Consider the following 13,315-nt stretch of genomic DNA (forward strand, 5'->3'; position numbering starts at 1 on the left):
GCATGGCCGCCACCGCCGATCGCGAATGCGTCCACTCCCGGCTGATTGACGCGCCGCCCGCGCGCGTGTTCAAGGCCATTGCCGACCCGACGCACCTCACGCGCTGGTTCGGGCCCGCGGGTTTCAGCAGCACCTTCCATGAGTTCGACTTCCGCCCCGGCGGCCTGTGGCGCGTGGACCTGCACGGCCCCGACGGCAAGGACTACCCGAACGAGTACGTCTTCCTCGACGTCGTCGAGCCGCAGCGCGTGGTGATCGAGCACCTGTCGCCCGACGGCGGCCACCACTTCCTGCTGACGATCACGCTGGCGCGCGAAGGCGAGGGCACGCGCGTGGGCTGGCGGCAGGTGTTCGACACGGCGGAGCATCGCGACAAGGTCGCGGCGTTCGTGCTGCCCGCCAACGAGCAGAACCTCGACCGCCTCCAGGCCGAGGTGCACAACGTGCAGCCATGAAGGACGAGGACCGCCGCGCCGCGATCGTCATGTCGCTGCTCGGCGCCGTCGGTTTCGGCGCGGCGGGCGTCTACGCCCTGTGGAACCACTCGATCACCTTCCCGACCAAGGGCAGCGGCCTGCAGACCGGCACCGGCACGTCGGCCGACATCATGGGCTGGGTGCTGCTGGCCGCCAGCGCCGCGATGCTCGCGCATTTCGCGATGGCCGTGCGCCCCGGCAAGGTCGGCGGCTGGTGGGCCGTCTCACTGATGCTTACTTGGGCGATTGCCGCCGCCGTATATTTCGCTGCGCGCCGATGAAGACCCAGTACTACACCGCCTGCACGCTCGACGGCTTCATCGCCACCGAGGACGATTCGCTCGAATGGCTGTTCCCGCTCGGCGACCTCAACGAAACCAGCTACCCGCAGTTCATCACCGGCGTCGGTGCGCTGGCCATGGGCTCGGCCACCTACGAGTGGATGCTGCGCCACGTGGTGCGCCTGCACACGGCGCAGCCGGGCCAGTGGCCGTACACGCAGCCCACCTGGGTGTTCTCCGGCCGCGTGCTCAAGCCCGTGCCGGGTGCGGACATCCGCTTCGTGCGCGGGGACGTGCGGCCGGTGCACGCGCAGATGCAGGCAGCGGCGCAAGGCAGGAACATCTGGCTCGTGGGTGGCGGCGACCTGGTGGGCCAGTTCCACGACGCCGGCCTGCTCGACGAAATCATCGCGCAGGTGGGCTCCGTCACCTTGGGCAAGGGCAAGCCGCTGCTGCCGCGGCGAATCGCTGGCGCCGACGCGCTCCAGCTCGTCTCCGCCACGCGCGTGGGGCCGGGCTTCGCCGAGCTGCGCTACGAAGTGCCGCGGAAGGCGCCGTGACCGTCCGCGACGCCACGCCGCGCGACTTCGACGCGATCGTGCGGCTCAACCTCGAGTCCGAGCACTTCATGAGCCGCATGACGCGCGAGCGGCTGGACGTGCTGGCATCGCAAGCCGCCTACCTGCGCGTGGCGGAAGTCGACGGCGAGGTCGCGGCTTTCCTGCTGGCCTTCGCGCCCGGTTCGGCCTACGACAGCGAGAACTACCGCTGGTTCGCGGCGCGCTACGCCGATTTCGTCTACATCGACCGCATCGCGGTGGACGAGCGGCATCGCGGCCGGCGGCTGGGCGCACTGCTGTACGAGGACCTGTTCGCTTTCGCGCGGTCTCGGGGCAGCGCGCGCGTGGTGTGCGAATTCGATGTCGACCCGCCCAACCCCGTCTCCGCGCGCTTCCACGCCCGCTTCGGCTTCCGCGAGGTGGGCTCGCAGCGCGTGAGCTATGCTGACAAGCGCGTCTCGATGCAGGAGTCACCCATGCACCCACCCGCCATCGCCCGCTGGCACGAACTGCTGGCCACCCGCAACGTCCGCGGCCTCGCGGACCTCATCGCGCCCGACTGCGTCTTCCACTCGCCGGTGGTGCACACGCCGCAGGCGGGCAAGGCCAAGACCTGCATGTACCTGGGCGCCGCCTTTGAGGTCTTCTACAACCCGACTTTCCGCTACGTGCGAGAGGTCGTGGGCCCGCGCGACGCGGTGCTCGAGTTCGAGCTGACCGTGGACGGCACCTACGTCAACGGCGTGGACATGATCCGCTGGAACGAGGCGGGGCAGGTCGTCGACTTCAAGGTGCTGCTGCGCCCGCTGCAGGGCGTGAACGTCATCCACCAGAAGATGGCGGCGATGCTGCAGGCGCAGGCCCAGCAGCAATAATCCGCGCCATGGAACCTTCCCAAGCCAAGCCCGAAGCCGCGCCCGCCGACAAACCGCCGCTGCCCGACCGCCTCTCGGTCGACCCGCGCAGCCCGCACCACGTCGCCGCGATCTTCGAGCACGACGTCGGCATCCGCTTCAACGGCAAGGAGCGCCACGACGTCGAGGAGTACTGCATCAGCGAAGGCTGGATCCGCGTGCCCGCCGGCAAGACGCTCGACCGCCACGGCAAGCCGCTCCTGATCAAGATCAAGGGGCAGGTCGAGGCCTTCTACACCTAGCGTCTTTACAGCACGCCAGCTCATCCGTTGTGAACTTTCCGGCACATGTGTCGGGGCGCGTGCACGCCTTTTTGGGGCGGAGCCGCTAGACTGTGTGAAATTGTGAGATTCGCGACGATTCCATGATCGGCCTTCGCAAACTGCTGCAGCGCGACCCTCCGGTGGAAAGCCCGGAGACCGAGGTCGACGCGTCCGGTCATTCCGCGGACGAGATCCAGACCGAGTACCGCTCCATCATCCTCGACCAGCTCGTCCGTGGCGGCGTCGCGCCCAACTGCGTCGAACTGGAAGTGCGCCCCTCCGGCCGGCTGAAGGACGGCCGCACCAGCTTCGTCGGCATGCTGCGCCTGGTGCACTGGGAGCGCTCGTCGGCCGTGCGCCTGCTGCTCGGCCTGCCCATCCTCGAAAGCCGCGTGCGCCGCATGATCCGCGGCAGCTGGCTGCGCGAAGTCAGCCAGTTCGGCGGCGTGTGGCTGCACGCGTCGGGCCAGCTGCAGGACTCGCGCGCGATGGAAGACCTGCGCATGCTCGTGCTCGACATCGAAAAGCGCGAGCACGATTCGCACCCGCCGTCGGGCTCGTCGGTGTGGACCGTGCCCACCGACCTCGGCTCGCTGCCCGACCGCTGAGCTGCCCCCTGTAGGACGCCGCCGGATTTGCCCGGCAACGGCCCCCGCGCGCCATACGGCCGAGGCATCATGGCTCGCGTATGGAGAGCTCGCACCCCACCGCGCGCGCCGAGGCGCGCGACCTCGACTCGATCAACCGCCGCACCTGGGCGCAACGGGAGACCGTGCGCCTGTACGAGAAACTGCAAGGCTGGACGGACTCCGGCGAGCGCGTGGCGCTCGACTTCGTCGCCGATGCAGCGCGCGGCGAAGCCATCCTCGACATGGGCGTGGGCGCGGGCCGCACCACGCAGTTCCTGCAGCCCCTGAGCCAGAACTACACCGCCATCGACTACACGGGCGAGATGGTGCAGGCCTTCCGCAAGCTGCACCCGGGCATCCGTTGCGAGCAGATGGACGCGCGCGACCTGTCGGCCTTCCACGACGAGCAGTTCGGGCTGGTGGTGTTCTCGTTCAACGGCATCGACGCCGTGGACATCCCGGGCCGCATGAAGGTGCTGCGCGAGGTGTACCGCGTGCTGCGGCCGGGCGGGCGCTTCTTCTTCTCGGCGCACAACCACGAAGGGCCGGGCCGCGGTGAGCAGCCGCAGTTGCACATCCCCTTCACCTGGAACCCGCTCAAGCTGGGTTGGCGCAGCTTCAAGTCCATCCGCGCGCTGCCGCGCTCGCTCATGAACCACCGCAAGCTGCGCACGATGAACGAGTCGCACGAGGGCTGGTCGATCATGAACGCCGGCGCGCACGATTTCGGCATCGTCGTGATGTACACGACGTTCACCGAGACGAAGCGCCAGCTGCGCGAGGTGGGCTTCGAGGTGGAGGCCGTCTTCGACAGCTCGCGCGGCCAGAAGGTGGAAGACGGCGCGGACACCCGCGACGCCTTCTGGTTCCACTACATCGCGCGCAAGCCCTAGGCCAGCAAGGCCCTCAGTTTCTGCCGTGTGAACGGCACTTCGCGCGCGCGCACGCCCGTTGCGTCGAAGAGCGCATTGCCCAGCGCCGCCGGCACGGCCGACGCCGCGGCCTCGCCGGCGCCCAGCGGCGGCTGGTCCAGGCGCTGGATCAGGTCCACGTCGATGCGCGGCACTTCCGTGAAGCGCAGGATGGGGTAGTCGGCCCAGGTCACGTTGGTCACGCGCGAGCGGTCGAATTGCGTCTCCTCGAGCAGCGTGCGCGACAGCGTCTGCAGGATGTTGCCCTCCACCTGCGCGCGCACGGCGTCGGGGTTGATCATCAGGCCGCAGTCGTGGGCGCAGGCCACGCGCGCCACGCGCAGCTCACCGCTGGCGCGGTCCACCTGCACCTCCATGCCCACGGCCACGAAGGTCTCGTTGTGCTTGTAGTGCATGTAGGCCATGCCGCGTCCGGTGGCGATGCGGCGATTCACCGTGCGGCCGGGTGAGGGGCGCGGCTGCCATTGCATCAGTTTCGCCAGGCGCTCGATCACTTCACGGCCGCGCGGGTTCTCCAGCGCCTGCAGGCGGAAGGCGATCGGGTCCATCTTCGCTTCGGCGGCGAGTTCGTCGGTGAAGCTCTCCACCGCGAAGCCGTTGCCCACCTTGCCCGGTGCGCGGATGTTCGACGGCCGCAGCGGCGCGGGGCCGAGCCAGTGCACGTCGACCTTGATCGCGCCGGTGCCATAGGGCGGGTCGCCGTTCTGCGACACCAGGCCCACGGCCTGGCCCTGCGGCTGCTTCAGGCCCGCGGCCAGCGGCGAGACGAGCGGGATCCACTCGAGGTTGGCGGTGGCGCGCGGCAGCCACATGTCGGTATGCCACGCGTCGATGCGGCCCTGCGGCGTCAGCGTGGCCTCGAAGGCCAGCAGCTGCGGCGGGCCTTTCGGGTCCCAGCCCAGTTCTTCCTCGCGGCTCCACTGCACGCGCACCGGCGCGCCGGCGGCCTTGGACAGCATGGCCGCTTCGGCCGTCGCGTCGTCGTGGCCGTTGGTGCCGTAGCAGCCGGCGCCATCGGCGTAGATGACACGCACCTTGTCGCGCGGCATGTCGAGGACGGCGGCGCAGGCATTGACCAGGCGGTGCGTGGCCTGCGACGCCGACCAGATCGTCGCGCCTTCGGGCTTGACGTCGGCAACGGCGCATGACGGCCCCATGGAGGCGTGCGACTGGATCGGCCAGAAATAGGTGGCGCTGACCTTCTGCGCGCCCGCCATCGCGGCGATGCGGGCGGCGTCGCCCTTGTTCACGATCGTCTCTTCCGCGACGAAGGGGCCTCGCCTGGCCCAGTCTGCGACATCGCTGCTGCCGATCAGCGGTGCGCTGTCGCTCCATTGCACCTTGAGTTCGCGCTGGGCGCGGATGGCGGCCCACTCGTCGGGGCTGAGCACCGCGACGAAGTCGTTCATGCGCACGACGCGCACGCCGGGCAGCTTGCCCACCGATGCTTCGTCGACACCCACCACCTTCGCGCCGACCGCCGGCGGCCGCACGATGCGCGCGTGCAGCATGCCGGGCAGCTTCACGTCGTGCACGTACTCGAAGCGCCCCGTCACCTTGGCGGGGATGTCGGGGCGCGGCAGCGGCTGGCCAACGAACTTGTATTGCGCCGGCTTCTTCAGCGGCGCCTTGGGATTCATCTTCAGGTTCAGCGGGCCGGCGCTGGCCAATTCTCCGACCGTGACGCGCGTGCCGTCGCTTGCGCTCACCACGCCGTCTTCCAGCGTCAACGCGTCGGCGGGTTTCTTCAGGCGGTCGGCGGCCAGTGCAACGAGGCCTTCGCGCATCGTCGCCGCGGCCTGCCGCAGCTCGACGCCGCCGCGCATCACGCCGGTGCTGCCGGCGGTGGGGCCCTGGTTGGGCGTGAGGCCCGTGTCGCCCTCGATGAGTTCGATGCGGTGCATCGGCGTGCCCAGTTCCTCGCCCACCATCTGGCGCATCGCCACGCGGTGGCCGGTGCCCAGGTCGACCTTGCCGGAGAACACGGTGACCGTGCCGTCGCGGCCGAAGGCGATGAAGGAATCGGCCTGGTCCAGCGGCATCGCGCGGCGCACGGCGGCCGATGCGCCTTGCGCGAAGGCGGGCAGCCCGGTCATCGAGAAGCCGACGACGGCGGCGCTGGCCTTGAGCAGTTCGCGGCGGTCCATCACGTGCTCCCGCCGCGCGCAGCGCGTTCGACGGCCTTGAGCACGCGGTCGTGCGAGCCGCAGCGGCACAGGTTGCCCGCGAGCGCGGCCTGCGCCTGCTCGCGCGTGGGCTTGGGGTTGGCCCGCAGCAGCGCGACGCTGGTCATCACCATGCCGTTGGTGCAATAGCCGCACTGCGCCGCCTGTTCGGCGATGAAGGCGGCCTGCACGGGATGAGGCTTCTCGGGCGAGCCCAGGCCTTCGGCGGTGACGATGGTGCGGCCCGCGGCGTCGGCGAGCTTCACCAGGCACGAGCGCGTGGCCTTGCCGTCCATGAGCACCGTGCACGCGCCGCACTGGCCGTGGCCGCAGCCGAACTTGGCGGCATGCAGTCCCAGGTCGTTGCGCAGGGCGTAGAGGACGGGCATGTCGCCGTCCCAGGCATCGACGGCGCGCGGGGCGCCGTTCACGGTCAGCGAGTACTGCGGCATGGCTGGCTCCGGCTGCTTCAGGCCGCGCCAGCTTAAAGCTATTTCTTGTCGTTGCCCAGCGAAGGCAGCGGCGCGTCGCCGTCCGAGGACAGCAGCCCTGCCTTGGCATACACCGCAAGCTTGTCGCGCGTGTCGGAGATGTCCAGGTTGCGCATGGTCAGCTGGCCGATGCGGTCCTTGGGCGAGAAGGGCGCGTTCTCCACCTTCTCCATGCTCAGGCGCTCGGGCGCGTACGTGAGGTTGGGCGACTCGGTGTTGAGGATCGAGTAGTCGTTGCCGCGGCGCAGTTCCAGCGTCACCTCGCCCGTCACCGCGCGCGCCACCCAGCGCTGCGCCGTCTCGCGCAGCATGATGGCCTGCGGGTCGAACCAGCGGCCCTGGTACAGCAGGCGCCCCAGCTTGCGGCCGTTGTCGCGGTACTGCTCGATGGTGTCCTCGTTGTGGATGCCGCTCACCAGGCGCTCGTACGCGATGAAGAGCAGCGCCATGCCGGGCGCTTCGTAAATGCCGCGGCTCTTGGCCTCGATGATGCGGTTCTCGATCTGGTCGCTCATGCCCAGGCCGTGGCGGCCGCCGATGGCGTTGGCTTCGAGGAACAGGTCCACGGGCGATGCGAACGTCTTGCCGTTCAGCGCAACGGGCTGGCCCTCTTCGAAGCGCACGCGCACCTCTTCGGGCTTCACCGGCGTCTCGGCCTTCCAGAACGCCACGCCCATGATCGGGTTGACGATGCGGATGCCGGAGCTGAGTTGTTCCAGGTCCTTCGCTTCATGCGTCGCGCCGAGCATGTTCGAGTCGGTCGAGTACGCCTTCTCCGCGGACATCTTGTACTGGAAGCCGCTGGTCGTCATGAACGCCGACATCTCGGCGCGGCCGCCCAGTTCGTCGATGAACTGCTGGTCGAGCCAGGGCTTGTAGATCTTCAGCGACGGGTTGGTGAGCAGGCCGTAGCGGTAGAAGCGCTCGATGTCGTTGCCCTTGAACGTGGAGCCGTCGCCCCAGATGTTCACGTCGTCCTCCTTCATCGCGGCCACGAGCATCGTGCCCGTCACCGCGCGGCCCAGCGGCGTGGTGTTGAAGTAGGTGACGCCCGCCGTGGAGATGTGGAACGCGCCCGCCTGCAGCGCCGCGATGCCCTCGTGCGCGAGCTGCTTGCGGCAATCCACGAGCCGCGCCTTCTCCGCGCCGTATTCCATGGCCTTGCGCGGGATCGCGTCGTAGTCGGGCTCGTCGGGCTGGCCCAGGTTGGCGGTGTAGGCGTAGGGGATCGCGCCCTTCTTGCGCATCCAGTGCAGCGCGGCGGAGGTGTCCAGGCCGCCGGAGAAGGCGATGCCGACCTTCTGGCCGGCGGGCAGTTGTTCGAGGATGGTGCTCATGGAAGGGGCCGATTTTACTTGGGGCCCCGAAACGAGAAGGCCCGCACGCGGCGGGCCTTGCGAAACGAGCGAGCGCTCAGCGCCAGCGGTGGCGACCGCCGCCGTGCCACACGTAGCCGAGCGACAGGCTGATGGGCGGGTACCAGTACGGGCGGCCGTAGTAGCCGGGGTACGGGGCATAGGCCGGATAGCCGTACGCGGGGTACACGACGCTGGGTGTCTGCGCCAGGTACACGGGCGCCGTCGCCTCGGCGGGGGCCGAGATGGTCTGCACGCCGGAAGTGGAGGGCGCCGTGGCCGGCGCGTTGCTGGCCATGGGCGTGACCTGCAGGCGCACCGTCGGGCCCGGGTCGTAGGGCATCTGCACCTTGAAGGTCTTGCCGGCGTACTCGTACTCCACGTTGTAGCCGACCGTGCGGTTCTCGTACGTCACCTGCAGCTGGCACTGGCCGGGGCCTTGCACGTACTGCGGCGAGCGGTTGCGTTCGAGGTTGTCGCCCACGGCGGCGCCGGCGACGACGCCGATGCCCGTGGCCACGGCATTGCCCATGCCGCCGCCGACCGTGTGACCGAGCAAGCCACCGGCGATGGCGCCGATCACCGCGCCCGCGCCGCCGCCTTGCGGCGCCTGCTGCTGCACGACGGGCTGCTGGTTGCACACCTGGCGCTGCACCGGCACCTGCTGCACGACGGGCGTGCTGGAGATGACGCGACCGACTTCCTGCGCGCTGGCCGCGCTGGCTGCTGCCAAGCCGATCGCTCCCATCGCCGACATCCAAATGGCTTTGTTCATCGAGGACTCCTTGGCTGTTGAATTCATGCCCAAATTTTAGGCAAAACGGCTGGGCTTCGCCGCCTTGCGCGGGTAAAGCGACCGTAAAGTCAGGCCAACCGCTCCTGCCACTGGGCCGCGTCGAACCCGACAGTGGTGAACTTCCGGTTCCATTCGACGACCGGACGCTTGATCACGCTGACGTTTTCCTGCATCAGGCGCTTGGCCGATGTGGCATCCGTCACACCGGCTTGCACCTGCGGCGACAGCTTGCGCCAGGTCGTACCGTTGCGATTGACCAACTTTTCCCACCCCAGTTCCGAAATCCAGCGATCCAGCAGGGCCGGGGGCACGCCCTGTTTCTTGAAGTCGTGGAACGCGTGCTCGACGCCGCGTTCGGCCAGCCAGGCGCGCGCCTTCTTCACCGTGTCGCAGTTGGGGATGCCATAGACGGTCAGGGCCATCGCCCCATCTTAGACAATCGCGGCATGAAGACACTGGACGAGTGGCTGGCGTACTGCGAGCGCATCCACCCGAAAACCATCGAACTGGGCCTGGACCGCGTGCGCGCCGTCGCGGGCCGCATGCAACTGCGCTTCGACTGCCCGGTGATCACCGTGGCGGGCACCAACGGCAAGGGCTCGACCTGCGCGATGCTCGAGGCGATCCTGGGGCAGGCCGGCTTCCGGACGGGCGTGTACACGTCGCCGCACCTGGTGCACTTCGAGGAGCGCTGCCGCATCCACGGCGAGATCGTGACCGCCGATGCGCTGGTGCCGCACTTCGAGCGCGTGGAAGCGGCGCGCGAAGGCACGTCGCTCACGTACTTCGAGTTCACGACGCTCGCGATCATGAGCCTGATGGCGCAGTCGCCACTGGACGTCGCGATCCTCGAAGTGGGCCTGGGCGGGCGGCTGGATGCCGTGAACATCGTCGATGCCGACTGCGTGGTGATCACCAGCATCGACCTGGACCACATGGAGTTCCTGGGGCCCGACCGCGAGAGCATCGGCCGCGAGAAGGCCGGCGTGATGCGCACGGGCCGCCCGGCGGTGGTGAGCGACCCCGTGCCGCCGCAAAGCGTGGTGGACCACGCCCGCGAGATCGGCGCCGACCTGTGGCTGTTCGGGCGCGACTTCAACTTCCAGGGCGACCCGCAGCAATGGTCGTGGGCGGGGCGCGGGCGGCGTTACGCGGGCGTGGCGTACCCCGCGCTGCGCGGCGCCAACCAGCTGGTCAACGCGTCGGGGGTGCTGGCGGCGCTGGAAGCGATCCGCACGACATTGCCCGTGACGGCGCAGGCCGTGCGCAACGGCCTGTCGATGGTGGAACTGCCGGGGCGCTTCCAGATCGTGCCCGGCCAGCCCGCGCTGGTGCTGGACGTGGCGCACAACCCGCATTCGGCCGCGGCGCTGGCGGCCAACCTCGACGCGATGGGCTTCTACCCGCAGACCCACGCGGTGTTCGGCGCGATGGCCGACAAGGACCTGGCGCCCATGCTGCAGAAGCTGGGGCCGATCGTGGACCGCTGGTACTTCACCGACCTGCCGACGCCGCGCGCGCAGGCGGCCGTGAAGCTGCAGGAGCAATGGCAGGGCCTGGAAACGCGGCGCGACGTGCGCGCCAGCACCCACAGCAACCCGAAGGACGCCTTCGAAGCGGCGCTGGCCGCCGCAAACCCCGCTGATAGAATCGTCGTGTTCGGATCGTTCTACACCGTGGGTGGCGTGCTGAAGGACGGAATCCCCCGGCTCGGCGCAAAACACGTGTAGCCCACGCACCATGGCCTTCTTCCAATCGCGCAAGGGTGGCGACGACACCGGAGCCACCGCCCGGCAGCCCGAGAGCATCGAGGCCATGCGCAAGCGCGCGAAGCACCGCCTCATCGGCGCGTGCGTGCTGGTCCTCATCGGCGTCGTCGGCTTCCCGCTGCTGTTCGACACGCAGCCGCGCCCGATCTCGGTCGACATCCCCATCGAGATCCCGGACCGCAAGAAGGTCAAGCCGCTCACCGTGCCCGCGGCGCCGGTGACGCAGTCGGCGCCCGCCGCGCAGCCGCCCTCGGCCGCTGGCGCCGTCACGCAGGCACCCGTCACCGCGCCGGCCCCGCCGCCTGCGCCCGTTGCGAGCGTCGCCAAGGCCGAGCCCGCACCCGCGCCCAAGCCCGAACCGAAACAGGAAGCCAAGGCGCCGGCCGACGACGGCACCAAGGCCGCCGCGCTGCTCGAAGGCAAGCCGGTCGCCAGCACCCCCGTGATTTCCGAAGGCCGCTACGTCGTGCAGGTGGGCGCCTTTTCCGACGTGACCAAGGCGCGCGAGACGCGGCTGAAGCTGGAGCATGCGGGCCTGAAGACCTACACGCAGGTGGTCGAGACCAAGGACGGCAAGCGCATCCGCGTGCGGCTGGGGCCGTTCGCGACCAAGGCCGACGCCGAGAAGGCCGCCGAGCGGGTGAAGGGGCTGGATTTGCAGCCGGCCGTCCTCACCTTGTGATGGCGGCGCTGGACTGGGTCTTCGTCGCCATCCTGGCCGCGTCGCTGCTGCTCGGCGCGTGGCGCGGGCTGGTGTACGAGGTGCTGTCGGTGGTGAGCTGGGTGGCCGCTTTCCTGCTGGCGCAATTGTTCGCGCCGGACGTGGCCACGCTGCTGCCGATGGGGCAGGCGCCGCAGGTGGCGCGCTACGCGGCGGCGTTCGTGCTGGTGTTCATCCTCGTGGTGATCGCGGGCGGGCTGCTGGCGTGGCTGGTGAAGAAGGCCGTGGAGGCCGTGGGCCTGCGGCCGGTGGACCGGGTGCTGGGCGCCGGGTTCGGCGTGTTGCGCGGTGTGTTGCTCTTGATGGCGATCGCGATCGTGGTGAACATGACGCCGTTCAAGCGCGCGGACTGGTGGGAAGAATCGAAGGCCGCGGAGATCTCGACCTCCGCGGTGAAGCAGTTGAAGCCGGTACTGCCCGAGAGGTTCGGCCAGTACCTACCGGGGTAAATGCCATGTGCGGAATCGTCGGCGTCGTCAGTCATGCGCCCGTCAACCAGCTGATCTACGACGCGCTGCTGCTCCTGCAGCATCGCGGCCAGGACGCGGCCGGCATCGTCACGCAGCTGGAACGCAAGTTCTTCATGCACAAGGCCAAGGGCATGGTGCGCGACGTCTTCCGCACGCGCAACATGCGCGGCCTGCCGGGCGACGCCGGCCTGGGCCAGGTGCGCTACCCCACGGCGGGCAATGCCTACAGCGAGGAGGAGGCGCAGCCCTTCTACGTGAACGCGCCGTTCGGCATCGTCCTCGTGCACAACGGCAACCTGACGAACGCGCAGGCGCTGAAGGCGGAGCTGTTCACCACCGACCACCGCCACATCAACACCGAGAGCGACTCGGAGGTGCTGCTGAACGTCTTCGCGCACGAGCTCGAGAAGACCACGCGCGGCATCAAGCTCACGCCCGAGGACGTCTTCAAGGCCGTGGCGCAGGTGCACAAGCGCGTGCGCGGTTCGTATGCGGTGATCGCGATGATCTCGGGCCACGGCGTGCTGGCCTTCCGCGACCCGTACGGCATCCGCCCGCTGTCGCTGGGCCGCGGCAAGGACGGCACCGTGATGGTGGCCAGCGAGTCGGTCACGCTGGAAGGCACGGGGCATGCCTTCGAGCGGCATGTGCAGCCGGGCGAGGCGGTGTTCATCGACCTGAAGGGCAACGTCCACGCGAGGCAGTGCGCGGACAACCCCAAGCTCTTCCCGTGCATCTTCGAGTTCGTGTACCTCGCGCGTCCCGACTCGGTGATGGACGGCATCTCGGTGTACCAGGCGCGCCTGAACCTCGGCGAGACGCTGGCCAAGCGCGTGATCTCCACGCTGCCGCCCAACGAGATCGACGTGATCATCCCGATCCCCGAGTCCAGCCGCCCCAGCGCGATGGAATGCGCGAAGCTGCTGGGCATCCCCTACCGCGAAGGCTTCGTGAAGAACCGCTACGTGGGCCGCACCTTCATCATGCCGGGGCAGGGCGTACGCAAGAAGTCGGTGCGCCAGAAGCTCAACGTGATCTCCAGCGAGTTCAAGGGCCGCAACGTGATGCTGGTCGATGACTCCATCGTGCGCGGCACGACGAGCCGCGAGATCGTGCAGATGGCGCGCGAGGCCGGCGCCAAGAAGGTGTACCTGGCCAGCGCCGCGCCGCCGGTGCGGTTCCCGAACGTCTATGGCATCGACATGCCGACGGCAACGGAGCTCGTCGCGCACGGCCGCACCATCGACGAGATCCGCGAGATCATCGGCTGCGACGCGCTGATCTACCAGGACGTCGAAGGCATGAAGCGCGCGATCGGTTCGCTCAACCCGAAGCTGGATGGCTTCGATGCGTCGTGCTTCGACGGCGTGTACGTCACCGGCGACATCAACCCCGACGACATCGCGCGCATCAACGAGGCGCGCGTCGGCCAGGAAGACCCGCTGGAAGAAAGCGCGTCGCGCCTGGCTTTGCCCAACGCCGAGGAAGCCTGA

Annotated in this window: 16 protein-coding genes; 11 read left to right on the forward strand and 5 right to left on the reverse strand. The window is 69.0% G+C overall.

The genetic code is table 11. The features are described 5' to 3' along the window. The first annotated feature begins 2 nt into the window (after positions 1–2). The 7 genes from WG903_RS08200 to WG903_RS08230 all read left to right on the forward strand — a co-directional run bounded on the left by WG903_RS08200 (position 3) and on the right by WG903_RS08230 (position 4,016). On the forward strand, positions 3–455 hold the full coding sequence (locus WG903_RS08200) for an SRPBCC family protein (protein WP_340074139.1): 453 nt from the start codon (positions 3–5) through the stop codon (positions 453–455). Beyond that, the gene (locus WG903_RS08205) at positions 452–757 is read left to right on the forward strand and encodes a hypothetical protein (RefSeq protein WP_340074141.1); all 306 of its coding nucleotides are present in this window, start codon (positions 452–454) and stop codon (positions 755–757) included. The genes WG903_RS08200 and WG903_RS08205 overlap by 4 nt, the downstream gene beginning before the upstream one ends. Further along, positions 754–1,317 carry a dihydrofolate reductase family protein gene (locus WG903_RS08210; RefSeq protein WP_340074143.1) on the forward strand — a complete coding sequence of 188 codons (564 nt, stop codon included), beginning with the start codon at positions 754–756 and terminating at the stop codon, positions 1,315–1,317. The genes WG903_RS08205 and WG903_RS08210 overlap by 4 nt, the downstream gene beginning before the upstream one ends. Then, positions 1,314–2,192 (forward strand): GNAT family N-acetyltransferase, encoded by an 879-nt coding sequence (locus tag WG903_RS08215; protein WP_340074145.1) that lies wholly within the window; start codon positions 1,314–1,316, stop codon positions 2,190–2,192. Before WG903_RS08210 ends, WG903_RS08215 begins: the two co-directional genes overlap by 4 nt. 8 nt (positions 2,193–2,200) lie before the next feature. After that, positions 2,201–2,473 carry a DUF3297 family protein gene (locus tag WG903_RS08220; RefSeq protein ID WP_340074147.1) on the forward strand — a complete coding sequence of 91 codons (273 nt, stop codon included), beginning with the start codon at positions 2,201–2,203 and terminating at the stop codon, positions 2,471–2,473. 122 nt (positions 2,474–2,595) lie between these two features. After that, on the forward strand, positions 2,596–3,102 hold the full coding sequence (locus WG903_RS08225) for a hypothetical protein (RefSeq protein WP_340074149.1): 507 nt from the start codon (positions 2,596–2,598) through the stop codon (positions 3,100–3,102). Positions 3,103–3,182: 80 nt separating this feature from the next. Further along, positions 3,183–4,016: a class I SAM-dependent methyltransferase gene (locus WG903_RS08230; RefSeq protein WP_340074151.1), complete on the forward strand. Its 834-nt coding sequence runs from the start codon at positions 3,183–3,185 to the stop codon at positions 4,014–4,016. Here the strand turns inward: WG903_RS08230 and WG903_RS08235 are convergent. From WG903_RS08235 to WG903_RS08255, 5 genes are all read right to left on the reverse strand, one after another. Next, positions 4,013–6,202 (reverse strand): xanthine dehydrogenase family protein molybdopterin-binding subunit, encoded by a 2,190-nt coding sequence (locus tag WG903_RS08235; protein ID WP_340074153.1) that lies wholly within the window; start codon positions 6,200–6,202, stop codon positions 4,013–4,015. The genes WG903_RS08230 and WG903_RS08235 overlap by 4 nt on opposite strands. Further along, on the reverse strand, positions 6,202–6,672 hold the full coding sequence (locus tag WG903_RS08240) for a (2Fe-2S)-binding protein (RefSeq protein ID WP_340074155.1): 471 nt from the start codon (positions 6,670–6,672) through the stop codon (positions 6,202–6,204). Before WG903_RS08240 ends, WG903_RS08235 begins: the two co-directional genes overlap by 1 nt. A 38-nt stretch (positions 6,673–6,710) precedes the next feature. Further along, positions 6,711–8,048: an argininosuccinate synthase gene (argG, locus tag WG903_RS08245; RefSeq protein ID WP_340074157.1), complete on the reverse strand. Its 1,338-nt coding sequence runs from the start codon at positions 8,046–8,048 to the stop codon at positions 6,711–6,713. 76 nt (positions 8,049–8,124) lie between these two features. Next, complete coding sequence (locus tag WG903_RS08250; protein ID WP_340074159.1) at positions 8,125–8,841, reverse strand: glycine zipper 2TM domain-containing protein; 717 nt, start codon at positions 8,839–8,841, stop codon at positions 8,125–8,127. 89 nt (positions 8,842–8,930) lie between these two features. Beyond that, entirely contained in the window at positions 8,931–9,284 is a 354-nt protein-coding gene (locus tag WG903_RS08255; RefSeq protein WP_340074161.1) for an ArsC family reductase, read from the reverse strand. A 24-nt stretch (positions 9,285–9,308) separates the two neighbouring features. On the opposite strand from WG903_RS08255, the gene folC reads away from it, so the two are divergent. Genes folC through purF form a run of 4 tightly spaced genes read left to right on the forward strand, consistent with a single transcriptional unit; the run spans position 9,309 to position 13,315 of the window. After that, positions 9,309–10,592: a bifunctional tetrahydrofolate synthase/dihydrofolate synthase gene (gene folC / locus WG903_RS08260; protein WP_340074163.1), complete on the forward strand. Its 1,284-nt coding sequence runs from the start codon at positions 9,309–9,311 to the stop codon at positions 10,590–10,592. A 10-nt stretch (positions 10,593–10,602) separates the two neighbouring features. Continuing rightward, positions 10,603–11,313 carry an SPOR domain-containing protein gene (locus WG903_RS08265; protein ID WP_340074165.1) on the forward strand — a complete coding sequence of 237 codons (711 nt, stop codon included), beginning with the start codon at positions 10,603–10,605 and terminating at the stop codon, positions 11,311–11,313. After that, positions 11,313–11,801: a CvpA family protein gene (locus WG903_RS08270; RefSeq protein WP_340074167.1), complete on the forward strand. Its 489-nt coding sequence runs from the start codon at positions 11,313–11,315 to the stop codon at positions 11,799–11,801. The genes WG903_RS08265 and WG903_RS08270 overlap by 1 nt, the downstream gene beginning before the upstream one ends. 5 nt (positions 11,802–11,806) lie before the next feature. Beyond that, positions 11,807–13,315, forward strand: a complete 1,509-nt coding sequence (gene purF / locus WG903_RS08275; RefSeq protein ID WP_340074169.1) for an amidophosphoribosyltransferase — start codon at positions 11,807–11,809, stop codon at positions 13,313–13,315.

It is taken from the genome of Ramlibacter sp. PS4R-6, from assembly GCF_037572775.1.
Classification (GTDB): domain Bacteria; phylum Pseudomonadota; class Gammaproteobacteria; order Burkholderiales; family Burkholderiaceae_C; genus Ramlibacter.